The organism is Salinicoccus sp. Marseille-QA3875, from assembly GCF_054950095.1.
Genome location: NZ_CM143103.1, coordinates 1,983,870 through 2,010,275, shown reverse-complemented (window position 1 = coordinate 2,010,275; position 26,406 = coordinate 1,983,870). Strand labels below are relative to the sequence as shown.

The following is a 26,406-nucleotide window of genomic DNA, read 5'->3' as shown; positions in this document are numbered from 1 at the left end:
CCGTGCCAGGACATCTGGATTTGAATTGATAACCGATTAAGTCGGTGAGATTGACGAAGATACTCGGATTTCATTCACCAAAAACGAGCAAATCAGCCTGAAATCTGAGTATGCTCGGATTTCACCCGCCCAAAACGAGCAAGTCGGCAAAATCCACAAAGATAATCGGATTTCACCTTAAACAGGACAAACAACAGACAGCTGCCGGGGCAACACCATCACCTGGCACCGCCTCCGCCTCCACCGCCTGCTCCGGCACCGCCGCCAGCACCGGTTGCGCCCCCGCCGCCTGAAGCGGCGGAAGATGCGGACGAGTGGAATCCGCCCTGGCCGAGCCCTTTCGTCCAGCTTTGTGAGGCCAGCATCGGCCCGTAATAGTAATGCATCCAGACAGGATGGGCGCCGTCCGCGTCATCTTTCGTCACTTTCAGCAGATGTTTCCTGATATCATCGCCTTCGCCGACGAGGACGCTCCAGATCATATCGTTTCTGTAATTGTCGTCATCCTCATAGATGCGTCCGTAATCTTCCTCGATATAATTTTTGTACTGTACGAGCTCATCGAGCAGTGCCTCGCCTTTTTCGGTCGGAACCGAAATCGGCACGGTGATGCCGAATATCTTGTCCTTCCTGAACTCGAAATAGCCGTTCGCCTCGAGCCACCGTTTGGAATACACCGTAATTTCGTCAGCAACGGCACCGACAGCCTTCGCATTTTTCTTCGACCATTTCGTCAGTGATTTATCATCAATAAAGCCCGAATCATCCGCCGCGTCAAGAAGCATCCACCATAACAGCGGCTCGTAACCACCTGCAGGCACTTCCTGCTTCAGGTGATCCTTCACATCTTTGAATGAATGGGAATAGCCTTCGATCAATGTTTCATAATCATGGATGATGATTTCAGTTTCGCCCTTATCCAGTTTCTGACCCTCTTTCCGGTCAATCTCGATCGAAATCCGGCCTTCGTCCATCCACTTCATCATATAGGCCTGGAACGTCTCTTCGAAATGCCCCATTCGGAGATGCATCAGGACAAACGCGATGCCTGCATAGTCTTCAACAGCGGGCGGCTTTTCGGCCTCGAGCCCTTTATTCCTACGGTGGATGGTCGCACCCGAATCGATGTGTCCCGCTTTCTGCTGGCGCGAAATGAACTGCTGGACGAAGATGATGACCAACGCGAGAGCGGCACCGATTCCGCCGACGATTCCGCCGATCGCCCAGCCGCTCATGCTGCCGTCATCATAGATGGAGCCGTCCATCGCCGCTTCGGCCTCAGCTTCCAGCGTGCCGTCATCCGTCACGTCGGTATTATATGTGGCTTGCGGAAAATGCATGAGCAGCACCGCATCGTTACCGTCTGTCAATGTTTCATCCGCAGTCCACGTGACGCCGTCACTTCCCCGGTTGATATCACCTTCAAAGCCGAACCCCCAGAACTGCAGCTCATCTGCGAGCGGCACTTCCGAAGAAACATTCATCGTGAAATCATCCACCGGCAGTCCGGTAAATGTATCGAAGTTCCAGTACAGCGACTGGCCGTCCTCAAGATTCCTCACGACATTTTCAAGCGTATAATTGACGACATACTCCTGCTCGCCGTACTCGCCGATGCCCCAGACGAGTTCGATACCGTCATCCGTCTCAATCACACCGTACTCCCCCGCTTTTTCCTCCAAAGACGCATCCGGGTCCCAGTCCGGCTGCTCGGTGAATCCTTCCACGGAAAAATCCGTGACCTCGACCGCATCCATGTCCGCCTCATCGAAGACGATATAATTTTCCGTACCCTCGGTCATATCCGCCTGGCGCGTTTCCGTCACAGTCGCCGAGCCATCTTCATTTATTTCAATATCCATCTCCATATTGGTGATCTCGTTCGCAGACACATCCGGACTGAACGTCAGAGCCGCCATCAAAACCACCAGAACAATCCCCAGTCGCTTCATCATCTCTTCCCCTTTCGTATGTATACTTATTACCATTATTCCACTATTTTCAGAAAATAAAAACCGATAACCTATTGAAATCCATTGACATTTAAATTTACCGGCATGTTTATTTACACAGTTTATAATAAAGTATATAATAATAGAAAGACATCATGGGTGGTGGCACATGTCCAGAAGAGAAAAGATGTATGAAAAACTTAAAAACAACCCTAGAAATATAAGCGAACAGGAATTCAAATCTGCTTTAAAGATGTTCGGTTTTACATTGAATTCCAAAAAAGGAAAAGGCGGACACCAAGTTTATCGGCATAGAAAAATACCAGTTTCAATCATGGGACAACGCACAGTGAATTTCACAAAACCAATGCGCCTCCATATTATTAAATCCCTGATTCAGGATATTGAGGAAGTGATGGATTATGAAAAAGACCAATGATTACATGAATCTCAACTATAAACTGATTGTCATTCCAAAAAAAGATTTTGATGACACCGAGTATTTTGTGGCTGTCTATGAAGAGTTGAAGGGCCTTGAAGGCGTCGGAGATACAAAAATAGAAGCGATTGAAGATTTGGATATTGCCAAAGAAATCTGGTTTCAAGTCATGTTGGAAAACAAAGATGAAATTCCCTTGCCAAGAGATTATGAAGAACAAAAACCTGTTAAAATGACTTATAGAATTCCCAAATCACTTAATAGCGAAATTGAAGCTTACATGAAACAGGAAGCTGTTTCAAAAAACCAGGCCATCAACTTATTGGTTTCTAAATCCCTTCTGGAAGAACGACTTACAAAATAATTTTATATATACTGAAAACCTCCGGAGCAGCAAGCTCTGGAGGCTTTTTGCATCATTTATTTTTTGCAGGATTTGAGTTGTAGAGCGGCCCTACCGGCCAAACCAACCATCACTTGGCCGATAGAACGCTTCTATCAGATTAACTGCGAGTCAGTTAGTTGATAGTATCAATTTCTTCTACTCCTCGAACCACAGATCCGCCAAGAGTTCCATCGACCGCTTCCGATCAGCCGGGTCGTAAGTGTATGTGACGACAATTAGTTCATCCGCGCCGGAGTCTTCGGCGAAAGCTTCCAGTTTGGCCTTCACCGTTTCGGGTGAACCGACGGCTTTCAGGCTGAACATGCCGTCCATCATCGCACGCGTCTCTTCTGACCCAAGTTCTGCAGGGTCGACCGGCGGCTGGAGTTTACGCTGCTTGCCCGTCTGTATATCTGCGAGCATCTGCTGGGATGTCGTCCAGATTTTTTCCGCTTCTTCGTCCGTCGGTGCCACGATGACGTTTATTCCCGCCATGACGTAAGGCTCCGAAATCTGTGACGTCGGCTGCGAGGTCGTGAATGCCGAGCGGTATGTTTCAATTTTCTGTTTGTAGTCATCCGGCACGAAGTGCGTCGCAATGGAATATGGCAGGCCAAGCTGGCCGGCGATCGACGCTCCGTTCATGCTGGAACCGAGCACCCATATCGGGATGTTCGTCCCAGTGCCGACGGTCGAAGTGACCGGGACGCTCTTGCCCTGGCCTTCGTCGCTGAACCAGCCGATCATGTCGTAGATCGAATTCGCAAAATTCTGGGCATCACTGCTGGAACGCGTAATGAGCTGGGACGTCATCTGATCCGTCCCCGGTGCCCGTCCGAGACCGAGGTCGATCCGGTCCGGATGCATCTGTGCAATCGTGCCGAAATTCTCCGCCACCTGAAGCGGTGAATGGTTCGGCAGCATGATGCCGCCCGAGCCGACACGGATATTTTCCGTCCGGTCCGCCGCCATCTGGATCAGCTGCGCGGTCGAAACCGAAGCCAGGTTTTTCGTATTATGGTGTTCTGCGAACCAGAGGCGTTTGAAACCCAATTTGTCGATCAGTTTTGCATTTTCCATCGCCGCTTCGATCGCTTCCCTGACCGTCTGGTTTTCAGAGATGCCCACCAGTTCGAGCAGATTGAGTGGTATACGTTTTGTCATGTGATTCCGTTCTCCTTTATGTATCAATTCTACCCAACACCGTATCATTATTGGGGAGTGCTCTCAAATGATTGAGACTGAGAAGGACTTTATTGGAAATAAAAAATCGGCTGACAGAATTTTCATCCGCCACCGATATTTTTATATTACTTCTGTATGTGCAGCTATTGATCTTAAAAGTTGATGTTTCAATTGTTCCTGTAAAGTATCAACTATTTTCGTATCTCCTACTGATAGATCTATCGCCCTTATTTGAACCGTGTCTATGATTCCCGTCACTTTGTTGTTCTTAGTTTTTAAAGGAATATCAGATGGAAACCGCTTACTTCTGCTCGTAATTGGCATGACCCAACTGATTGTATTGCTGCTGTTCAATAAATCATTACTGATAATGACACAAGGTCTGTATTTTCCTTTTTCTTTTCCTTTAGCAGGATCGAAATCTACTAATGCTATATCGAACTGCTTTACCATAGTTCTTTACCAACAGATTCACCGAAGTCTATTTCTTTTTCATCATATTTTCCGCCTTGACGGTAAAAATCTTGTATTTCATCTTTGATATCTTTTTGTTTTTTGGTGAAAGTTAATTGCTCATCTTTAATTTCCACAATTAGTTCATCTCCTATTGACAGACCCGCTTCATTAAAAGCCGACTTATTCAAACTGATTGCCTGACTGTTACCACTCTTAAAAACCTTTGCGTTTTTAGAACTCATAATCAACACCTCACATTTATAATCGTAACAAATGTACTTACTTATGTAAATACAAAAGGTGTGTCTCTTTATTGTTGATAATTTCTTATTATGAATCATCCTGGTCATTAATCAGTAAACTTTTCTTGCAGTAGAAACAGAACTATCAATTAAACTATACCCTCAGTACCTCACTATCGTTTTCAAAATCTCCTTATTGTCGCAGGATAGGATCTTCAGCACATATGGCAGGTGATGTTGCCGGTTGGAAGAATTGAAGTACATATTAAAATTTTCCTGATATTCTTTTGCGTATTCAAATAATTCACCGACAAGAATCTCGATCGCAGCCTCTTTCGTCTCGCCGTTTTCTGCAATGTCCAGATCCACCATGGAGAAAGTCACCGAACCATCTTCTTCATTGAAATATTCCGCTTCCAGCACAAAATAATTCAGGATGGCATCAAACTGATTGGTGCTTATGGCCACCCACTCCATTCCATCCTTTTCAACGAACGCAGGTCCTGAACCGATCACGTCATCATTGAAGTCATCCCACTCTTCCCTCACATCTGCAGCTTTTAATACACGTCTCACGTTCTCCACCCCTTTTATGTAGATTATACTACGAATGAATTTTATTACACTGTTAAAGCCATAATAAAAACCTCTCAGCAGTTTCTAAACTGCCGGGAGGTTTCTGATTGTTCCCTATCATCCGAACCAATTATACAATCCGAATCTGTAACCCCATGTCTTCACAAATTCATTCAGCCAAATGGTACCGGAGTTTTCCCGTTCATACCATCTCTCACCTGATAAGTTCATGGCATTGATGAAAATAAAGGTCTTATCGCCCTCGTTTACCCGGTCGAAAGCGAGTCTTGATCTTTTAGTATGATAGTCGTTCGTAACGACGAGCGCCGAATCGAAGCCTTCTTCTTCCATGATCTTGATTGATTCCTCTGCATTTGTATAGGTGCTGTCAGATTCTTCCTCGACTATGATATCCGATTCGTCGATGCCGTAATGTCTACCGATGGACTTCAGCTCTTCTCCACTGAATCTGTCTCCGATCGGTGTCATGATTACTGTATCCGCATAACCGGCCTGATACAGTTCAGCAGCTTTATCCATCCTGCCCTGGTCACCGCCGCCAAGGACGATGATGACGTCACTGTCTTCCGGCTCATCGGTGTAGTTATGGTAAAAGCTGTCGGCAATGAGAAGTCCGAGCATTGAGATGAAGAGCAGCAGAATGACGATATAAAGTTTACTGTTCATCCGTTACCACCATCTGCATGCCGTTTTTATTCTTCTTATTGAAACTGACGATGACGCCGTCCGCTTCTTCCACCGTTTCTACCGTCGCCGGCGTGTCCTGATGACGGATGGTCTCAAGGAATTTCTCACCGTCATAGTACGCAATGTACGTCGGGTAATTCACTTCGTATGCCTTATCCGGATCGTAAGGGATGAACTGCGAGCGGACCATCGTGTTGTTGTTCTCTTCCGCGCCTTCATAATTGATCCAGCTGTCGTCGATACTGTTGACTTTATTAATCAGATTTTCATTTACAGATTCAGCCTGACAGGCACTCATGACGAGCACCGAGGACACGAGTAGCAGTCTGATGATTTGAGTAAACACACTTTGTCCTCCTGTCATCCATTATTTAATTTCAGCTAAATGATACAACTTACAAACGTTTAAAATCAATCAATAACAATTACCGCATCAAAAGGATGACGGCAAAGAAGATGATTGCAGCAATCAGTATCTTCTCAAGCAGCTTATCCGGCAGGACACTCGCATACTTGCCGCCTAGAAAGCCGCCCGTCGCTGAACCGATGGACAACGCAATCGCAAATTCCCAGCTGATGAGGCCATTCGCTATAAAGACGAATGTGGACACTGAAATATAGATTGTGACTACGAGCACCTTAAGACCGTGCATTTCAGCCATCGGTATTCTCGGTACAAGTGTCAGCAGCGTCAGCATGATGAAGAATCCGACGCCCGCCTGCAAGGCGCCTCCGTATATGCCGATGAATATGAATGCGATGAATAATAAAATGATGGACGTCGTCTGATTGAACTTCTCTTTGATGAACCGCTGCGGCTTTATGATGAGCAGCACCGCAAATATGATCATGAATGTCGCGAGCAGATTATCAAACGTGTTTTCTGCGATATCGACAGCGATCTGTGCGCCGTAAATGGAGGCGATCGTCGTCGGTACACTGAGCGACAGCCCGAGCTTCCAGTTCAAGTGGCCGTTTTTATGAAACTGATACATCGCGAAAATATTTTGGAACAGGATCGCAATTCTGTTCGTACCGTTCGCGACATTCGACGGCAGGCCGAAGAAAATCAGCATCGGCAGTGTCAGCATCGAGCCGCCGGCCGAGACGATATTGATGAAACCGACACCGATACCGACGATCAGTATGGCTAAGATTGGTAATATATCCATTGCATTCGCTTCTTTCGTTTTCTAATCTGTCTGGTTTTCTTCAATCATTACAAGATCGTTCATGTCGTCAAGGTTGTAAGTGATATTGATAAAATTGGCATCCGGTACATTTTCGATATAACCCTCGTCGTCGACGGAATGGATTTCAAGAAATTCACTGTCGCTGTAATACGCGATAACCGCAGATTGGTTGATGGCATATTCCAAATCACCATCGTAGGCAATGCCGCGGGTGGTGGCCATATCATCCATTGCAGTGAATGCACCATTTTCGTTGATGCCCTGGTACATGAACAGGTCCTGATCTGTAAATTCTGATGTATCGAGTACGACCTCGCCTTCTATAGAACTAAAGTCGAACGCTTCGGAAGAAGATTCATCCGCTTCTCCGCCATTATCCGACCCGGATTCTGATCCGTCCGCTTCGTCTGACCCGGCCTCTGCTTCTTCTTCAGGCACATTTTCATGCCCGGCTTCAGCACCATCCAGTGCTTCATCGGTAAATATGATCGCATCTTCATTATTCTGATTGAAGCTGACCTTGACATGTGTCGCTTCCGGCACTGCTTCAATCAGCACTGGCATATTGTCGACGTACAGGTTCGTCTGAATGAAATCCTCTTCATTGTAGTAGGATATGTATGCCGGACGTGTCAAAGAATAGTCCGTCTCTGCATCGTATTCGATGAAGTCTGAAGTATACATCTCTTCGTTCTCGGATTCCCCGCCGTTATAGTTGATGTAATAGCCTTCTTCAATCTCTGCATCGTTCAACAGCGAATCTTCACCATTACCGCAGGCAGCGAGTATGAATAATAACGGTAGTGTCAATAAAACTCTCATCTTATAATTTATCGTGATAACCCCCAGAAATTATTTAATCATTACAATATACATCTTCTTATTAATAGAGGTGAAAGTCAAAGGTGGAGATGAAATTTTATTCACTGCCACTCCCCCATTCCATCCAATTTTCTGTATAATGAATCAATATAAAAATAATACTGATTTAAAAAGGGGTCAATTCATGTCTTGGTACATCACCTATTTCATACTATATTTCATTTTCATGCTCGGCATCGCCTTCTGGTATTTCAGAAGGATCCACACGTATGAAGACTATTTGATCAGCGGCTGGAACACCGGCTTCTGGAAAATCACGGGGACGGTCATCAGTACGTTTTGCGGCGCTGCGGTATTCATCGGCTGGATGGGACTCGGCTTTACGGTCGGCCTGTCCGGTTACTGGAAATTCGCTTTCGTCGCCATCGTATTTTCATTGATACTGATTCTTGGTTTCGCAAAACCGCTCCGGAGGCAGAGGCTGATTACGCTCGCCGACCTGTTCACGGTAAGGTTTGGCGGCAAAGCAGGTATCATCCCTTCCGTCCTGTCGGCGTTCATCTATTCGGTGCCGACGACGGCACTCCAGCTTGTCGGTATGAGTTCGGTGTTCAACATTACGCTGAACATGAGCATCCCGATGGGCATATTTCTGTCGTTCATCGTCATTTTGATATTCACGGTCATCGGCGGACTGCCGGCGACGATTCTTACGGATGCGATCCAATCGATCATCATCATCATTGGTGTCGTCGTGCTCGCAGTCGTCACGATCAACCACGTCGGCGGCCTCGGGGCGCTTTTCGCGAACAGTGAACCGCAATTTGTGAGCTTCACAGGACCGGACGGCATGGGCGAAATTTTATTGTACGCATTATCTGTTGGCCCGTTCTATATGGTCTGGCAGTCGACATGGCAGCGGATCTTCGCAGCGAAAGATGAGAAGACGGCGATCGGCGCAAACTCGCTCGGCTTCATCATCGCCGGTCTGATTTCATTTCTGCCATTTTTGATCGGCCTGTCGGCACGCCAATTCGTGCCGCTCGACATGCATCCGGATCTGGTATTCTCTTACGTGACGGATACACTGCTCGCGAGCCCGGTCGGCGGCGTCGTCTTCCTCGGTCTGCTTGCGGCACTCATGACCGGTGCGACGTCATTCATCCTGCAGGGCTCAAGCAACCTGACGGTCGACATCTATCAGAACTTCATCAATAAAACTGCGAGTCCAAGAAGAATGCTCATATCATCGAGAATTTCAGTTCTCATCATTACGGGACTCGCATGCATCTTCGCCTACTCGATCGAAGATATCGCAACGACGTACCAGTGGGCACTCAGGCTGACCGCAACCATCATGGTATTCCCGTTTTTAGCCGTGATGTTCTGGAAAGGCGTCACAAAAGCGGGTGTACTCACCAGCATGATCGGGACAGCGGTACTGGTACTCGCCTATCCGTTCCTGCCGATCGGCATGGACCATGCGCTGTTCGGCTTCACCGTTTCATTCGTCCTGCTCGTCGGAGGGAGCCTGTTTACGAAACATGCCCCTACAGAGACGGTACAGGCGGCATATTTTGAAAAACTTGAAAGAAAGGAAAGACTGTAATGGCAAGACATATGACAATCATCAATGCGAAAGTGCTTGATGTTAAAAAGGGTACACATGAACTGTCAACGGTAAAAATAGAAAATGGGATCATCTCTGATATCAAAGCCCAGGATGGTTTCACTGTAGAAGAAGGTAAAGATATTTTGGACATACAGGGGAAATTTCTGTCACCGGGGTTCATTGATACGCACAGCCATCTGGTGATGTACTCGAACTTCAGACGCCAGCTGAACTGCTCGCCGGATAACATCTCGAGCATCGAAGAGATGATAGAAAAGTTCACAGAAGAAAAAGATGAGATATTACGTGACGGCTGGCTCCGCGGCTACAGCTACAATGAGTTTGAACTGGCGGAACAAAGGCACCCCAACCGCTTCGATCTGGATAAGGTGTCGACAGAGATACCGATCTATGTGCAGCACAGCTCTGCCCATATGGGTGCAGTGAACACGAAAGCACTCGAAATCATGGGTGTCGGCCTCGAGGACGCGGACCCCGAAGGCGGCCGTTACGAACGTGATGAGAACGGTCAGGTCAACGGCGTCCTGTTCGAATTCCCGGCACTCGATAAGGCAAAAGCCGTACTGCCGGAAATCAAGGCGGAAGACCTTGCCGATGATATCGAAGGCGGCATAAAAGATTACCAGTCACGTGGCATCACCAGCGCCACCGAAATGTGCGTTGGCTTACTTAACGGCATCAACGACTGGCATGCGGTACTGGAATATCTCAAACGCCCGCAGCACTTCAGAACACGCTTTGCGATCGACTATAAGCTGCTTTTGAATGATGAAGCGTTTGAAGGGGAAAACGGCGATTCAATCAAGGAAAAACTGGAAAGTTTAAGCAAAGGCTTTGCCACACTCGGCGGCGCGAAGTTCTTCAATGACGGCTCCATCCAGATCCATACAGCCGCCCTCAGAGAAGATTACTATGACGGCACGAAAGCCGATGATACACAGTTTACCGACGAAGAACTGATGGAACTGTACACCCATTTCCAGAAGCTCGGCTACCCGCTCATTACACATGCCAACGGAGATAAGGCGGCTGAAGCGGTCATCGGTGCGTATGTAAAGACGAAGGAATATAAGAAGACAGATATCCAAAACCGTGTGGAACACCTGCAGACAGTCAACCAAAAAGACATTCAAAAGATGGTCGATAACGATATCGGGGGTTCGTTCTTCATGAACCATATATACTATTTCGGCGATGTCCATAAAGCGAAATTTTTAGGACCGGAACGAGTCAAGAACCTCGAACCCGTCAGGTGGGCGGAAGAAGCGGGCATGACATCCACAATCCATTCCGACTGCCCGGTCACAGACATCTCCCCGCTCCACTCCATCAGCATCGCAGTCGACAGGAAGACGAGGAACGGTGACACACTCGGAGAGACTCAGAAATTAACGAGACAAGAAGCCTACCGTAAGATGACAATCGATGCAGCGAGACTGAACGGCACTGAAGACATGGAAGGTTCTGTCGAAATCGGAAAATATGCAGACTTTGTCGTGCTGAGCCACAACCCATTCAAAGAATCCAATACATTGTCGGACGAACTCATCCAGATGACGATTGTGGATGGCAGAATTGTATATGAGAGATAGAAAATTCCGATGTGAAAATCACATCGGAATTTTTTCATGAATGTATTCTTTTCTGATTTGTAATCTGTTTGGGATGTCGTCAATAATATGTCCAGATTAAACGATTCTACTGTTCTTTCAGCAGCTCATAAACATGTTTCCAGTCAAGATTGAGATATTTCCTCAATACATATATCGTACTGATAATCATTTCCGAACCTTCCGACTGTTCAAACTCGACTTTGTATTTTCTTATAAAATGATTAATCTCTTCCATGAAGTCATCATATTTCTCATTGAAAAGTATACCTTCCTGGTAAACCGCTTCTGCTTCTTTCTTAAAATAAGTGAATGCTTTCCTACATTCATAAATCAGTTCTTGAAGATCAATTTCAGATAAGGGCATATATACATAGTACATCAATGGCTCGGCCATATCCTTATTTTCAATGTATATAGTTTTGGTCAATGGAACTTCGAACAATCCATTCTCCAATTTATTAAGATTGCGTAATTTCTTACTCTCATAATGAGAGACACATATATATTCATCTTCGAACAGTGCGATATAAAGATCCAGCATATGGTCTACGTCGAATGAGTTGATACTGTCGATTACAGTCCTGCCGTCCAGATGAATCAACTCTGCTTCCTGGGAGAATGTAAAAACATGTTCGTCTTCCGACATCATACCGTTTATGTAATAAAGGCATGGTCGTGAGCCGTCGTATTCTGCATACAGGTTGTCTTCTTGTGATTTGATATCCAGGTAAAGTGGAATACTAGATTCATTTGAGTTTGTCATATATTACCTCCTGAAAATTTTCCTCATATAAAGCCTCTTACTCTTATAATAATACATCCCATTTCTTTTAGATAATGAAATAACTTAAAGAACAGAATCCGATGACTTAAATATGAAAAGTAGATAAACAACAAAATATTAAGGGAAATAATAACTTGATTATTACACTTATTAAAGTAAGAGACTGTGAGATTTCAATCTGTGTTTTAATAAATTTTGTTTATTTATAGACAGGGAGATTATTCATTACTTTATTAATCAAATCTTGTCTGCGTTTGTTTAAACTGAAGTAATTAGAAATATATTTATCCTCATTTTTAATGTGATACTTCTTAGACGGCTGATTGATGTTCTGATACATGGTTACCAGTGATTCAACATATAATTCAGTAGGGTTTTTACCTTCACCATAAGTTGGTAAATATGGAAGACTTAAAAAAGGATACGAATTGATCTCCAAAATCACTGGATTAATGTCATCAAAAGATGTCATCATGATATCAATACCACATGTATTCAGGTTCGGTATAGAAGCCATCGCATTTAGAGCTGCCTCTTTTGTTTCTTCACAGACTAGATTGGTTATATCAATAGTTTCGCCGCCATAAGCGATATTAGATATGGAATTTAAAAGTACATTTTCTGCTTCTGGAGGAATGTAATCAAAGTTCATACCTTGTGCTGTTAGAAATTCCTGATTAGTTTCAGATTGAGTAATTAACATATCTTTTCTGAAATCACATTTTTCTCGCTCCTTATTTTTAATCTCTATTAACTCACTAATGGTATTCTTGCCATTCCCAGTTACATATGGAGGTACTCTCACTATGATCGAAAGCAGCTGCCCCTCTATTATGGTTGCTCTGGCCTCAAAACCTTCGACCACATTTTGAACAAGTATATATTCATTTTTTAATCTCAAAGCTCTTTTAACAATATCCCAGTTTATATCAAACCTGTCTTTTGTGACATTGACTTGTACACCCCTGCCCCTGGATGAAGAAAGTGGTTTTATAACAACTTTTTCTTTCTCTGTAAAACTTTCTTGTTTTGCAAGTTCTCTTTCACTCATATGGTACACCTTGGATTGAGGTGTGTTAATCCCAAATTGTGATATGTATTTCTCCGTTTTTAACTTGTCCTCAACTAATTTCCTAATATTCCTTCCATTATTAGGGTACTGCAACTCTCTAAGTTCAAAAATCGAATTATCATTCAAATCTAATATTTGATATCTGTTTCTAATACTTTTTTTTGCCTTTAATTTTTTGTAATTGATGACTGAAGATTTTAAATAGCTTTCCTGAATTGCCAGATTCGATGTGGGGACATTTTTATAGTAATTTTTATATTTGAATGGATTGTTATTTAAAAGATACTCTAAATCGTGATTATTCATTTCATACCTCTTTATAATTTTTATTTTGTGTACATTCAATATTATCATATTAATGATTTAACAATTACAACAAACTTGATGTATAATTTAAAGAAAAGACTAGGAGTTTATTATGGATAACAAAGACTTGGAATACATATATAACAATATAACCTATGGACAAATGAATATTTATGATGATATTACAACGATAAATACTATGGAACAGTATATAACTAAAGCTGAAAATCTAGGATTTAATCATAGCGTTAAAAATTTAAAAAAAGGATTTAAACAGCTGGATATGCTTAGAAAAGATGACACTCTGATAGGTTCATTGAGAAGTCCCGTATATCCTTCAAATTCAGCAAAAGGCAGAAAGGTTTCAATCAGCAAAATAGAAACTGAAAAGATACTCACCTTAGCTGATATAAGAACTACGATATCTAAAGTATACAAAGGTAATGAGATGAAAAAAGCCAAAATTGATTCCTTTAAAAATTTTGATGATACTGTAGTTATAAAACCAAATAACATGTCTTTAGGTAGAGGCGTCTACGTAAATATTTCTGCAGATGAATTTGAAAAATTTTGGAACTTAACCCGTAATACCATGATTAAACATGGCAGAAAACAAAGTCAGAGTATATTAGTTCAAAACTATTTGAAGGGCTTTGAAGCAAGGGCAACTATAATTGAAGGGAAATTCAACTCCATTGTCGCAAGAGTACCTGCTTATGTTCGAGGTGACGGTGAAAATACTATAAGTGATTTGATTAACCTAAAAAATACTGAGAGGAAAAAATGTGCTCACTTAAGCAGGAAACTTATAAAATCCAGTGCCACTCCAGCTATGGAATCTTTTTTAGAATACTCAGGTTATACTTTAGATTCTGTTCCGGATAATAATGAGTACGTTTTGTTACTTTCAGTTTCAAATACTTCTCTCGGTGGAGAAATGGTGGATATCACCAATTTTGTAAGTTCAGAAATCAAGGAAATAGCAGTAGATGCATTGGCAGCTCTTCCTGACATGCCTTCTGGAGGAGTAGATATTATGATGGAGAATTTTGAGGATAAAAACCCGGCTGTCATAGAAATCAATGCTTTCCCAATGCTGCAATCGACAATCTACCCCACATATGGTCCGTCTACTGATCCCCAAGCTTATTTTTTAAACTCATACTATGCCAGGGATCAATTTCTTAATGATGTTCAGGATAAATATAAAATAGAAAACGAAAATGAATATATTCGAAACTACATGTTATTCCAGGAAAAGCAAAAATATTTCAGAGATTTAATCTATAAAAATACTTCATTAAATAAATAAATTTCAATAATAGTTTACTGTAATGAAGCCATGCGTCATTATGATTCATGGCTTCATTTACATCTAGTCTTATAACCTATTTCTAAATTAGAAAAAAATACTAAATCAAGCTAAATTATTATAATCGTACGGTTCACAGTAATGGTTCCTCCATATTTTCTATCTACATAATGACTATGTATACAACTCAAACTTAGGTTATAATAATTTATGAATATCAGCCTTATATTAACAACATTGATTTAAATGATACCGCTTAGTATGAGTCATTATGATAATGAATACTAAAATACATAAGATAAAGGATTGAACTAGACTCAATGGAAGAGAATTTACTGAAAGAAACATTAGACAAATTTAATTTTATCTCTCAAAATACATATCCAAAAAATACAACTACTGATTTACTGAAAATTACTGAACGGGAACTGACTGAACTCGGTATAAGATATAATAAAAAGCAAAAAAGAAAACGCAGAGCTGGAAGAATCCAATATTATTTGAATTTATTTGATCAAGAGCATTCCTTAATGAACTATCATAAAGGCTTCTATCCAAATAACACAGATTTAGGACGCTTAATATCAAATGACAAAATTCTTTCTGAAAGATTTTTAAAATTTTCTGATGTCAAGACACCGGATACGAAAGTGTTTAATGAAAAAGAATTCAATGAAGCATATGATTTTATATCTCAAAACGATTCTTCAATCTTTGTACTGAAGCCCAAAGACTTGAGTCATGCACGGGGTGTATTCATAAATATTAACAAAGAAAACTTTAGAAATTCCTGGAATTCATCTTTGAAAGTACAAAAAGAGTTTAAAGTTGCGAATCCTGCCTTCATAATTCAGAAGAAAGTATCAGGACTTGAATTGCGGATTACAATTGTTGAAGGAATAGTAAATTCGGTGATTTTCAGAGCCCCTGGCCATGTGATAGGAGATGGCAATTCTACAATTGAAGAATTGATTCATATTAAAAACAAGGAAAGGGAATTGAATCCCTTTCACCGGAAAAATTCCATTCAAATAAATGAGGAATTAAATGACAATTTAAAGTTCACCAATAATTCTTTAAATACTGTTTTACCAAAAAATGAATTATGTATTTTGTATACCCACAGCAGCGTAGCTGAAGGAAGGGAAAACTATGAAATAACAGACCATATCTCTCCTGGTATACTGCAGCAGGCAAAAGATGCAGTCCTGGCCATACCCGGAGTATCAACAGCTGGTGTGGATATTATCGTAGATGATATATCAGCTGAAACAGGCACGGTGATAGAAGTGAACCAGCGCCCAAACTTCCAAATGAACTATTTCCCTATGTATGGACAGCCGCAGACTCCTTTGAAGCAATTATTTTATATTACACGTTTGGAGAGGAGAATAAGGGACAACCGACTTGAATTAAATTCCCTCAGCGCAGAAGATTTCAATATATTAAACGAACGATTTAAATTCGTCAAAGATAAGATTAAAGTTTCTGATGAAAGCATCAAAAATTTAATGTGAATATCTGATTGATTTTGATTATAATGAAAGGAATTATATTAAATGAATAATGAAAATATCCGTTTCTCAGATTCAAGTTCTTTGAAACAGACAATACTGGATCTTCATGATATCAAAGTTCAAAATTATCAAAAAAACTCAATCAGCTATCATGGTGTATTAAGAAGACTTTCTTCTGAAAAAGGATTACAAACAAAAATCCCAAAACAAAAACATACAAATATATATTGGGGAAAAGAATTAATCGGGAAGATGAGAAGATTGAGACCCGGAACGACTCATAAAGATTCTAACAGAATATGCGGTAATAAATGGATTGCAGAGAATTACCTAAAACAGTTTGATATAAAAACAACAAATTCAAAAATGTTTAAAGAAACAGAAAAAGATCAGGCACTGGAGTATGTCAAAAACAACAATCACAAAGATTTATTAATCAAGCCACTGACATTGAACAGTGGAACAGGATTAGAATTCAATGTGAATGAAGACACTTTTGATACAAAATGGGATAATTCAATTAAAGCTCAAAGAACTTACTTTGATAAAGAAGTGAAATGTCTGATTCAAGAATTGAACAGTGGATTTGATATACGAATAGCAGTTACCGAAGGCGTATTTTCCTCAGCTACCTTGAGATTACCTGCACACATAGTCGGTGATGGTTTAAATACTGTGGATACAATCATTGATGATAAGAATGCTTTAAGAAAACAAAACCCTTATCTCAAAAGTAAACTTATTCAAAAAAATGATGAGCTTTTAATGTCATTGAAAAAGCACGATTACCACTTACAAAGTATACCGAAAGCCGGTGAAGTTATTGTTCTTCAAAAGATTTCCAATCTGACTTCGGGCGGGGAAAGTGTAGATATTTCCCATGTTATTTCTAGAGATGTTGTAGAAAATTGTCTGAGGGGTGTAGCTTCCATCCCAGGCTTATCAACGGCAGGGGTGGACATCCTCACTCCTGACTTTATCAATGATCCCGGTATTATTCTTGAAATAAATGCAAGTGCTAACTTTAACCTGAATTACTTTACTTATAAAGGGCAAGGCATCCATCCCTTAGATCAATGGCTCGACTTAATGCTTGTTAAACATAAATTGAACTCTGATCGCCCATTGAGTGAAGTTGAATTTAAACAGGCAGCAAATATTTTTAAATTTAATGAGTTGAAAACAAAATACTTTGGAACTTTCAGCAGTTATAACATAGATTTTCTTTTAAATAAAACTGGCTTGTAGTAAAAGCTTAGAGGTGTGAAGACGACGATTATAATTGTCTGCTTCACATCTTTTTAAATCAATATAATATGTACGATGTCATCTATACAATAGTTAACTATTTTGACAAACTCATTTTTTATGAATTCAAATAAAATGAGTATAACCCTACTTCAAAGTCCTCGCATAAAATTTGAAATTACTTAATGAAAAAATAACTGAATATTTTTTGGATTGAGATATTTCCAATCCTGTTACATATCACAATAGAATGTTGTATATTTAAGTAAGCTTAAGCATTGATGCAGGAGGACAACAAATGAACAACAAAATTGAATTGGAAAGAAAATTCCGGCCGGAAATAGAAGGTTTGAGAATAGTTGCAGCTCTGTTAGTTGCTGTGTATCATATCTGGTTTAACCGAATTTCAGGCGGTGTTGATGTATTCTTTGTAATATCCGGTTTTCTTATTACTACGTCAATCGTATCTAAATATAATAGAACTGGTGAATTTAAGTTTTTCCCATACATATTTAACCTTTTAAAAAGGTTGCTGCCATCAATCATTGTTGTTGTTTTTACAACTACACTAATCAGCATATTCTTATTGCCAAAGTCGATTATTGAAAAGACGTTTAATGAAGCTGTGGCATCACTACTTTACTATCAGAACTGGCAGCTGGCGATATCAAACACAGATTATTTAGATCAGGAGCAGATGAGTACTCCTTTCGAACATTTTTGGGCAATGTCGATACAAGGTCAGTTTTATATCATTTGGTTTTTAATTTTTACAGTCATATTTTTTATTCTTAAAAGAAACAATATAAGCGGAATGAAATTAGTGAATATTTTTCTTGGGTCATTATTCGTTCTATCATTTTTATATTCCATTTACTTAACTGGTGTGAATCAGCCATGGGCATATTTTGATGTGGGTACCCGAGTTTGGGAATTTTCTTTAGGTGGACTGCTCGTAGTGAATCTGGCACGGATTAAGATCAATCCATTTTTCGGTGATATTCTTGGCTGGATGGGCTTAATCGGCTTATTTTTAACAGGTATTGTCTTTGATGTCTCAACAATGTTCCCAGGTTATGTTGCTTTGTGGCCGATGCTCTGTGCATCAGCAATACTCATTTCCGGCAATATTGATACGAAGTATGGGGTGAAGTCATTCCTTGGCTCGAAATGGATGATGAAGGCAGGCAGCTATGCTTTTGGACTTTATCTATGGCATTGGGTCTTACTATCTTTCTATCAGTATCATTTTGAAGGAACTCCAGACTTCTTTGTGGGATTAGCTATCATAATTATCTCATTTGTACTTTCATGGCTGATGACTGAATTTATCGAGTATCCAGTCAAATCAATGCAGCTTGGTAAGAAACCAATAGCAGTCTTGGGCTCTGGTTTGATACTGACTCTTGTTGTACTATTCGGGTTATATTTCTATCACCAAAGTACTATTACAGATATTGATGGTGAATATATTATAGACGGGCATCCTGGTGCGCTAGTCATTGCAGATGATGTGAGAGTTGAGCAAAAAGAGTTTATACCTTCATTTGCTCAGGCAAAGGAAAACCTTGCTGATATATACGATGATGGTTATGTTTCAGCAAAATCCAGTGAAGAGCTCAGGATAGGTGAATATGGTGTGTTGGAAGATTACGACCATACCATTGCTCTCGTGGGAAGTTCACATTCTGCCCATTGGCTAGGCGCACTTCAGCAGTTTGCCGAACAAGAGAATATACGTATATTAACAATGATTCAAGTCAGCAGTCGTTTCTCCACTGAGCATGAAGAAGGTACATCTCAGAAAAGATGGAATGATAAAGTAATTGCATATCTTCATGAAAACCATGAAGATTTAGATTTAGTTGTTTCTACATCTGATATAGGGGTTGCAGAACTACCGGTACCACCTGAAGGTATGGCAGAACAGTTGAATATTATAGGTGATGAAGTCGGTTTACCAGTGATGGCGATTAGGGATAACCAACGATTTGGATTTAATATAGTTGAACATCTAGAACAGTACGGGTACGAATCCACCAAAGAAAAAATGATGAATGTTGAACCTATCAATGAAACACTTCCATGGGAATTAGTAGATTATAGATCCCCAAATATATATCCTGTAGATTACACAGAGTATTTTAAAGTAAACGGTGAGTATGAGCCAATCATAGGAAATGTATTAATATATTATGATGGTGGGCATATCAACAATACTTACTCTAGAACTTTAGGGCCAATATTACAAGATGATGTCATGCATATTATTGAAAGTAATAATTGATAATCAATAAAATCCAAGTCAGTAGTAGACTTGGATTTTTAGAATAATTATATCTAATTTGAAATTATGAACTATTGTTCGCTAAGTGAGATTGTATTTCTAAAAGAATTATGATAGCTCACTTGTATATTGTCAGCATTCTCGACCTGCTCGATTAAGCCTTCGGCTTGTTGAACTGTTTTAATAAATTCATCTCCACTATAATATGTTACATAAGCACCTTTATTTATTTCGTAATTTTTATTTGGATTATAATCAATTTTTGGAGTTATGCGATATTCATTATTTCCACCGACATCACCTTCATAATTAAGCCATCCTTCTTCATTATCGCTTAAATCGAGTAAGCCAGTGTCATGAGTTGGATCCTCTTCAGTTGATTCTGCTTCACTTTCTGATGTATTATCAGCTTCTGGTTCGTTACTTTCTTCAGTTTCAGCACTCAATGTTCCCATGCCTTCTTCTGAGTTCTCATTGGTTTCTTCAGATTCTCCACCACATCCTGCTAAAATCATCATACTAACACCTAAAAGAAATAGTTTTGTTGTTTTCATAATTAATTCCTTTCATTATTTAACTTTTTAATTAAAAATGCCTCAACTTAATCATATAAAAATGATAATTTAATAACTTTAATTTTACATCTAATAAATATATTTACAACCTTAAAAATATATTTTCAAAGACACTTGTGTTTCGCAATAAGAAAGTACATAGAAATGCAATGAAAAAATGCAGAGGGTTGCCACCCTGTATTGTCCATTTAACGTGATTTCGATAATGCATGACTGAGGCGATAACTTTCTCCGGTAAATGACAGTACGTGAGCGTGGTGGATGAGCCGATCCACCAGCGCAGCCGTCAGTCGGGCATCGACAAAGATTCTGTTCCATTGACTAAACTCCAGGTTCGAAGTGATGATCAGACTCTTCTGTTCATACCACTCGGAAATGAGCTGGAACAAAAGCTCCGAACCTTCCTTGCCAAACGGCAGGTACCCCATTTCATCGAGGACGATCAAATCCACTTTCTCAAATCGTTTTCTGAATGCTGATAATTTATCTTGCCGTAATGCGGTTTCCAATCGTTCCACCAATTCAGCGACTCTGAAAAACCGCACTTCATAACCGTGTTCACAGGCTTTTCTCCCCAGACCACTCGCCAGGTGGCTCTTTCCATTATAGAAAGCTTTACATAACGGTAAAACCCACCTCTCAACCGGTCTCGGCATCCACGCGGTGAATCAGGGTTATCAGGTCTCGTTCGTCCCCATGGACCACCTGGTGTACATACTGAAAACACGGGAGTATATCAGTAAGTCGAGAACCCGGTATAAACGCATGGCCGCATCCGATTTAATCATCATCGATGACATCATGTATATGGCGTATGAACCCCAAGATGCACAGCTGTTCTTCCAGTTCATCTACGATATGTATGACAAAACAGCGTTCATCCTGACATCGAATAAGGGCCCAAATGAATGGGGCAAGTTTCTGGGAGATACGACACTCACCACGGCAGTCTTGGATCGTCTCCTCCATAGAAGTGAAATCATCACCTTTGATGAAAATCAAGACAGTATCCGAATGAAATACAGAAGAGCATTGTTTGAAGAAAGAAGTGTTGAGTTCTACTTGACGGTTACAACACTTCATAATTTTCTATATTTATTGTATCTTATTGCTTTTACTAAATACACTCCATTCCAATCAAACATAATTTTGTATTCACCAAGTAATTCTGGACACTTGATATTTTAATCTTATATTATAATAAATAGAATCCTATTTCTATATGACGTATAATAGAGTTTATAGTTTCAAAAGTATTTTAAAGGAGAGTCATTATGAAAGACATACTAAAAATGTACCCGTTTGGATACATATTTTCAGAAGATAAATTATCAAAGTATCCTTCACACTATACTGAGAATATTATTGCTAATGATTATTACTATTACGTTGACAAAGATATAAATTATGACATAAGTATAAAAGATGGAGACTTTTTAATAATCCACGGTGATTACGTTCATATTGGGATATCTAATGATATCCCAATAAATGATTTAGCCGATATATTGTTAAATTCATTTATCAATAATCGTAATGAGTTCCTAAATACACTTGACTTTATAGGAGGAAGATTTACTATAATTGTTAAATCTTTCAATAATGTCTATTTATATCCTGATGCTACAAATGGCAGATCAAATTACTTTTTAGAAAATAGAATACTAGCTTCTTCACATGCTAAATTAATTGCAGATACACTTGATATTAAAAAAGAAAAAAAAGAGTCTGTGTTTGGGAATGTATTGCTTGAAACACCATATGAAAATATTAAGTCATCATTACCTAATCATTATGTTAATTTGAATACAAGTGATGTCACTAGATTTTTTCCACGTGAAAATAATCCATATACTCAAATGTCAGAAGAAAAAAAACTGAGATTAGTTGAACAGTTTTGGAAAAAACAAATTGACTATTATGCAAAAACTTCTAGTGATATTATTTTTTCTATTACTGGTGGTTTAGATAGCCGTTTCTCATTGTCACTTTCAAAAGAACATATGCATGAGTTAAAATTCTTCACATATGTTTTGACAAATAAAATTGACAATTCTACGCCTAGATCAAAAATGCTATCTAAAGATTATGGAGTTGTAAGTCAAATACTCGCTGACATCAGCTTGCAACATAAATTCTTCTATTTAGATGACAACCCAATAGTCTTAACAAATGAAGAAAAGAAGATACTCAGTAAAAATACAATTAGTCCTCATAAACCTCAGTTAACAAAATATGTCTATAATGAATTTGGAAAAAATTTACTACATATCAGGGGCAATTTATTAGAGATAGGCCAAGTTTATCTACACAGAAGAAAAAAAGTAATTAGTAATCTTGATGAGGCAAAAAAAGCCTATATCAAAGCTTACAAACCCCAAACAAAAGATGTGAATTATTTAGAATCCTTGTATGACAGTTTTTCTAAAGATGTCAAATTCTTAGAAAAACCATATGATTATCATGTTGTAGATATGATTTACTGGGAATTACGTATGGGTCGTTGGATTTGTGAGGTCTCTAACAATCACGACTCTGTGTTTAGAACTATTAATCCATTTAATCATCGTGCACTTATATGTCTATCTCTTTCTTTTAATTACGAAGAAAGAAGGGATGGCTATATGTTTAAAGAAATAATTAATAGGAATTTTTCAATTCTAAATTTTTATGGTATTAATAATCTTAAAAATCTTTATGAGCAATCTAAAGAAAAGGACAAATAGAATGAATTATTATGAATAACAGATGAAAATAATGATGATGTATTCATTATTTTAATGACATTATTACAATTCAGGGGGAAATAATATGGTTAGAATCGACTCTAAAGATATTAATAACAATTTTTTTGATAATCTTACTGATGAGGAAGTAATAATCACACATAATGACGAAGATTTTTACTTTAAATTTGATATAAATAAACAATATAATAAAATTGTAGTGCACACAAATGGTGCATTAAAGTACGACAAAAAAACTCCACCAGTTTATCAAAGATCAACTTGGTCAAACCTTATAGATGCTAGTTGTATATTTATTGATGACAAAACGTTGCATAACATATCTGATGACTCATTTAATACTGCATGGCTAATGGGTACAAAAAATCGTTACTATGTTGAAGATTATTCTGAAATTATTAAAGTCGTACAGAGATCATTAGATATTGAGGATTCTGATGTCTATTATTGGGGTACTAGTGCTGGTGGCACATCATCCATTGCTTTAGCTACTTTACATTCAGGAACTACTGCCATTGCTAATAATCCTCAAACTAATATTTTAACCGATTATCCTAGAAGAAAGGAAGCTTTATTTAGAAATATATTTCCAGATATGACTGAAGATGATATCATTAAAACACAATATCATCGACTCAGTTTAGCAGCATTGATGAAGAAAATGAATCATGTACCGCGGATATTTTACATACAAAATAATGCTCATAAAGCGGATATTAAAAGACACTTTACTCCCTTTGTTAATGAACTTGACAGCTTGAAATTGGACACCAATAAAATCACTTTTTGGTTATACCATGATACTGAAAGTGGTCACTCACCTCTTATAAAAAGTAAAACATTAGAATATTTGCATGCTATATTATCATTTAAACACTTATAAATCACTATATTAATATTGAATGTACCTTTTCTATAACAAACGTGATTCCCATTGACTCAAATAACAATGGGTGTCAAGGGCAACTTAAAAATGTAGGTAAACCAACAATTTTAAATTGCCGATTTCCTACATTTTAATACTGCCATTTACAAATGGGAATCACATTTTAATTTAAATTAGAAAATGCTTTTATAATTTAACAAGTGTCTAATAATATTAATAGATATGTCAGGTGAATACCCGTCAAAATCTAAAATTAAGGACCAGTATATAGGAATTAATACACTAAAAACATTACTGAGCAATCGTTTTCACCATTAAATATGGAAATACTTGATCAATGATAACAAACCGTTTTGAGTTGAGCGTCATAAGCACTCAGAGATGTATAAATACCGCTGAGCGATAATCCGAACATTCGGATAAGTACGATTGAACTATTTTTCAAATGGATCAAGCATCTGCTCATCAAAAAGTCTACTATCAAAGCGAATGAACCATTCACAACTTGCTATTCATTGCCCTAATTCTGTTTTACCTGCATGGGCTGATAAAAATCGAGACGAATAGCCGACGGGAAACTTTACAAATTAGTCGATACTTATGACCTGCGATATGAAAATCTGACATATCCGGCTCGGAGACATAAGAGGTATTGATGATTACTAACGCTCAAATAAACACTGTTTTCTTAAGTCTAATTGTAAATAATCAAATGGGTGATTTCATCTTTATTTAAGTATTAACTTTTTGTCGCTTTTAAGAAAAGTTTAATGTCAGAAAATTCCAACACGAATCATGCAACATTACAGAGTTAAAATATGTGAAAAAGTATCGAATCATATCTTGTCAAAATAATCAAATATATTCAAGTTAAAAACACTATAATAAAAATAGAATTTACTGCTTCTAATGAAATCAATTTACATTCAACTGGTTCCCTTGATAATCTCTTATATAAAGAGATACATTTTTATCTAAATTAACTAATATTATTTAATTAAATCTAAACGTTTAATTGCTTCAGATAAATGCAAAATATCTATTTTATACTTTTTGCATAACCGCAAAATTTTTTCTAATTTTTCTATAGAGAATGTATCATACTGAGAATGTATATTGATTATTACAAAACCATTACTATCTATCGCTTTTAGAATATTGTTTTCTATTTTATCCAAATTGCTTTCAAAAGCTATTCTATTAAGGAGAAAAGGATTAAAAAGTTTATCTTCTGGGTTAACTATTCTTCCTTCAGTTTTGCTGCCACTGTCTACATACTTTGAAGCTAAGTCAATTATACCCTCATTAACTTTACCAAAAGGATAAATTAAATGACGTGTGAAAATACCATAGCTTTCTAAAAACTCTTGGCAAAGTTTAATTTCTTTTTCAATCTCATCATTTGAGAGCTCTGTCAATTTAACATGGGAATGTGTGTGATTAACAAATTCAACATATTCAGTATCATGAGCCATTTCTTCAAATTGTTCTATACTCATCCGTTTTTTAGTTTTATTAATAATATGTCCGGAATTCACACCAAAAGTTATAGGAATTTTATTTTTCTGTCCATATTTATACAAAATATTATAGCTTTCTTCTCTACAATCATCATCTAATAAAACTAAGCTAGCTTTAGAATTATAATAAACATTATCATCCATATACTGCAAATTGTTTATTTTTAAGACTGAAGAAATTAAATTTTGAAATTTATGAGATGATAAGTTATGACCAACTGAATCCTCATTATTATAAAATAGCTTGATAATATTTCCATCATGGATTTTATATTTTTCTAAGTTACTTAAGAATGGAATACATTGAGATTTATATGACCGATCATACTCATTTTGTAGATAAAAAATTTGGGGTGCGATATTAGTTTTCCTCATATGAACTGTTGTGGAAAATTTCTTTAGATTTTGTTTTATTATTTCATCATTTGAAAGTTTTGGAAATAAAGTATTATAGAGTTCTTTTTTATTCATCTCATCTATTCTTTGAACAAAATTAACAGGGTTATGTACTATAGCTGTAGAATTCTCTAAAAGTATACTCAATATAATAGAAATAAAACCATTTTCATATTCACCGTAAAAATAAACATTGTTATTGCTAATGTTTATTTCATCAGTTATTTTTTCAATAATTTCTTTGTATTCCCTTACATAATGAATATTCTGATTACCTATTCCAAAACCAGCTAATAAATTATTTTCTGTAGCTGTAAGATCCTCTATAATGATATATGAAAAGTATAATTGGTTTATAGATTCTTTTTCCTTACAATTTTGTAGAGTGTTTTCAATGTTGTTTGAAAAGAACACAACTATATTCTCTCTATCTTTCGTGAGGTTTACTAAAGTTTTATAACATTTATCATTTTTATAAATATTAAATACTTGTTTTTCATTCTTTATAAGATCTTCTTTATTAATATGTGTATAATCAATATTTGTCATATT

The 26,406-nt window shown here is 38.3% G+C and carries 23 protein-coding genes and 3 pseudogenes; 12 read left to right on the top strand and 14 right to left on the bottom strand.

Features of this window, described 5'->3' with window-relative positions:
• Nucleotides 1-218 precede the first annotated feature (218 nt).
• Nucleotides 219-1,988, bottom strand: coding sequence for a DUF2207 domain-containing protein (locus ACY8DT_RS10300; protein ID WP_462420218.1), 1,770 nt, complete (start codon nucleotides 1,986-1,988; stop codon nucleotides 219-221).
• A gap of 133 nt (nucleotides 1,989-2,121) precedes the next feature.
• Between ACY8DT_RS10300 and ACY8DT_RS10295 the strand changes: the two genes are divergently transcribed.
• Nucleotides 2,122-2,391, top strand: coding sequence for a hypothetical protein (locus tag ACY8DT_RS10295; RefSeq protein ID WP_462420217.1), 270 nt, complete (start codon nucleotides 2,122-2,124; stop codon nucleotides 2,389-2,391).
• Nucleotides 2,375-2,755, top strand: a complete 381-nt coding sequence (locus ACY8DT_RS10290) for a type II toxin-antitoxin system HicB family antitoxin (RefSeq protein ID WP_462420216.1) — start codon at nucleotides 2,375-2,377, stop codon at nucleotides 2,753-2,755. Before ACY8DT_RS10295 ends, ACY8DT_RS10290 begins: the two co-directional genes overlap by 17 nt.
• Before the next feature lie 177 nt (nucleotides 2,756-2,932).
• On the opposite strand, the gene ACY8DT_RS10285 is transcribed toward ACY8DT_RS10290, so the two are convergent.
• From ACY8DT_RS10285 to ACY8DT_RS10250, 8 genes are all read right to left on the bottom strand, one after another.
• Nucleotides 2,933-3,967: an LLM class flavin-dependent oxidoreductase gene (locus ACY8DT_RS10285; RefSeq protein ID WP_462420215.1), complete on the bottom strand. Its 1,035-nt coding sequence runs from the start codon at nucleotides 3,965-3,967 to the stop codon at nucleotides 2,933-2,935.
• A 114-nt stretch (nucleotides 3,968-4,081) separates the two neighbouring features.
• Entirely contained in the window at nucleotides 4,082-4,414 is a 333-nt protein-coding gene (locus ACY8DT_RS10280) for a type II toxin-antitoxin system PemK/MazF family toxin (protein WP_462420214.1), read from the bottom strand.
• Nucleotides 4,408-4,659: an AbrB/MazE/SpoVT family DNA-binding domain-containing protein gene (locus tag ACY8DT_RS10275; protein WP_462420213.1), complete on the bottom strand. Its 252-nt coding sequence runs from the start codon at nucleotides 4,657-4,659 to the stop codon at nucleotides 4,408-4,410. The genes ACY8DT_RS10280 and ACY8DT_RS10275 overlap by 7 nt, the downstream gene beginning before the upstream one ends.
• 162 nt (nucleotides 4,660-4,821) lie before the next feature.
• A complete protein-coding gene (locus tag ACY8DT_RS10270) occupies nucleotides 4,822-5,235 on the bottom strand; it encodes a RelB antitoxin-like protein (protein ID WP_462420212.1) in 414 nt (137 codons plus the stop codon).
• 117 nt (nucleotides 5,236-5,352) lie between these two features.
• Entirely contained in the window at nucleotides 5,353-5,922 is a 570-nt protein-coding gene (locus ACY8DT_RS10265; protein WP_462420211.1) for a YdcF family protein, read from the bottom strand.
• Nucleotides 5,912-6,289, bottom strand: coding sequence for a hypothetical protein (locus tag ACY8DT_RS10260; RefSeq protein WP_462420210.1), 378 nt, complete (start codon nucleotides 6,287-6,289; stop codon nucleotides 5,912-5,914). The genes ACY8DT_RS10265 and ACY8DT_RS10260 overlap by 11 nt, the downstream gene beginning before the upstream one ends.
• 79 nt (nucleotides 6,290-6,368) lie before the next feature.
• Complete coding sequence (locus tag ACY8DT_RS10255) at nucleotides 6,369-7,115, bottom strand: sulfite exporter TauE/SafE family protein (protein WP_462420209.1); 747 nt, start codon at nucleotides 7,113-7,115, stop codon at nucleotides 6,369-6,371.
• 21 nt (nucleotides 7,116-7,136) lie between these two features.
• On the bottom strand, nucleotides 7,137-7,946 hold the full coding sequence (locus ACY8DT_RS10250; RefSeq protein WP_462420208.1) for a hypothetical protein: 810 nt from the start codon (nucleotides 7,944-7,946) through the stop codon (nucleotides 7,137-7,139).
• Between the two features lie 196 nt (nucleotides 7,947-8,142).
• On the opposite strand from ACY8DT_RS10250, the gene ACY8DT_RS10245 reads away from it, so the two are divergent.
• Complete coding sequence (locus tag ACY8DT_RS10245; RefSeq protein ID WP_462420207.1) at nucleotides 8,143-9,567, top strand: sodium:solute symporter family protein; 1,425 nt, start codon at nucleotides 8,143-8,145, stop codon at nucleotides 9,565-9,567.
• Nucleotides 9,567-11,183, top strand: a complete 1,617-nt coding sequence (locus ACY8DT_RS10240) for an amidohydrolase (RefSeq protein ID WP_462420206.1) — start codon at nucleotides 9,567-9,569, stop codon at nucleotides 11,181-11,183. Before ACY8DT_RS10245 ends, ACY8DT_RS10240 begins: the two co-directional genes overlap by 1 nt.
• Before the next feature lie 106 nt (nucleotides 11,184-11,289).
• On the opposite strand, the gene ACY8DT_RS10235 is transcribed toward ACY8DT_RS10240, so the two are convergent.
• Nucleotides 11,290-11,967, bottom strand: coding sequence for a hypothetical protein (locus ACY8DT_RS10235; RefSeq protein ID WP_462420205.1), 678 nt, complete (start codon nucleotides 11,965-11,967; stop codon nucleotides 11,290-11,292).
• 220 nt (nucleotides 11,968-12,187) lie between these two features.
• Nucleotides 12,188-13,366: an ATP-grasp domain-containing protein gene (locus tag ACY8DT_RS10230; RefSeq protein WP_462420204.1), complete on the bottom strand. Its 1,179-nt coding sequence runs from the start codon at nucleotides 13,364-13,366 to the stop codon at nucleotides 12,188-12,190.
• Nucleotides 13,367-13,478: 112 nt separating this feature from the next.
• Between ACY8DT_RS10230 and ACY8DT_RS10225 the strand changes: the two genes are divergently transcribed.
• The 4 genes from ACY8DT_RS10225 (at nucleotide 13,479) to ACY8DT_RS10210 (ending at nucleotide 19,730) form a co-directional block, all read left to right on the top strand.
• Entirely contained in the window at nucleotides 13,479-14,678 is a 1,200-nt protein-coding gene (locus ACY8DT_RS10225) for a hypothetical protein (RefSeq protein ID WP_462420203.1), read from the top strand.
• A 320-nt stretch (nucleotides 14,679-14,998) separates the two neighbouring features.
• Entirely contained in the window at nucleotides 14,999-16,195 is a 1,197-nt protein-coding gene (locus ACY8DT_RS10220; RefSeq protein ID WP_462420202.1) for a hypothetical protein, read from the top strand.
• Between the two features lie 42 nt (nucleotides 16,196-16,237).
• Complete coding sequence (locus ACY8DT_RS10215) at nucleotides 16,238-17,443, top strand: hypothetical protein (protein WP_462420201.1); 1,206 nt, start codon at nucleotides 16,238-16,240, stop codon at nucleotides 17,441-17,443.
• 298 nt (nucleotides 17,444-17,741) lie between these two features.
• Entirely contained in the window at nucleotides 17,742-19,730 is a 1,989-nt protein-coding gene (locus ACY8DT_RS10210) for an acyltransferase family protein (RefSeq protein WP_462420200.1), read from the top strand.
• 71 nt (nucleotides 19,731-19,801) lie between these two features.
• Here ACY8DT_RS10210 and ACY8DT_RS10205 read toward each other — a convergent pair whose 3' ends face one another.
• Complete coding sequence (locus ACY8DT_RS10205; protein WP_462420199.1) at nucleotides 19,802-20,284, bottom strand: hypothetical protein; 483 nt, start codon at nucleotides 20,282-20,284, stop codon at nucleotides 19,802-19,804.
• A 209-nt stretch (nucleotides 20,285-20,493) separates the two neighbouring features.
• Nucleotides 20,494-20,907, bottom strand: a pseudogene (locus tag ACY8DT_RS10200) (ATP-binding protein); the annotation flags it as partial.
• Between the two features lie 22 nt (nucleotides 20,908-20,929).
• On the opposite strand from ACY8DT_RS10200, the pseudogene ACY8DT_RS10195 reads away from it, so the two are divergent.
• The 4 genes and pseudogenes from ACY8DT_RS10195 to ACY8DT_RS10180 all read left to right on the top strand — a co-directional run.
• Nucleotides 20,930-21,361 (top strand): annotated as a pseudogene (locus ACY8DT_RS10195) (ATP-binding protein); the annotation flags it as partial.
• A gap of 218 nt (nucleotides 21,362-21,579) precedes the next feature.
• On the top strand, nucleotides 21,580-23,031 hold the full coding sequence (locus ACY8DT_RS10190) for a hypothetical protein (RefSeq protein WP_462420198.1): 1,452 nt from the start codon (nucleotides 21,580-21,582) through the stop codon (nucleotides 23,029-23,031).
• A gap of 85 nt (nucleotides 23,032-23,116) precedes the next feature.
• Complete coding sequence (locus tag ACY8DT_RS10185) at nucleotides 23,117-23,935, top strand: alpha/beta hydrolase (protein ID WP_462420197.1); 819 nt, start codon at nucleotides 23,117-23,119, stop codon at nucleotides 23,933-23,935.
• A gap of 431 nt (nucleotides 23,936-24,366) precedes the next feature.
• Nucleotides 24,367-24,539, top strand: a pseudogene (locus ACY8DT_RS10180) (IS4 family transposase); the annotation flags it as partial.
• Nucleotides 24,540-24,927: 388 nt separating this feature from the next.
• Here ACY8DT_RS10180 and ACY8DT_RS10175 read toward each other — a convergent pair.
• On the bottom strand, nucleotides 24,928-26,403 hold the full coding sequence (locus ACY8DT_RS10175) for a polysaccharide deacetylase family protein (protein ID WP_462420196.1): 1,476 nt from the start codon (nucleotides 26,401-26,403) through the stop codon (nucleotides 24,928-24,930).
• Between the last annotated feature and the right edge of the window lie 3 nt (nucleotides 26,404-26,406).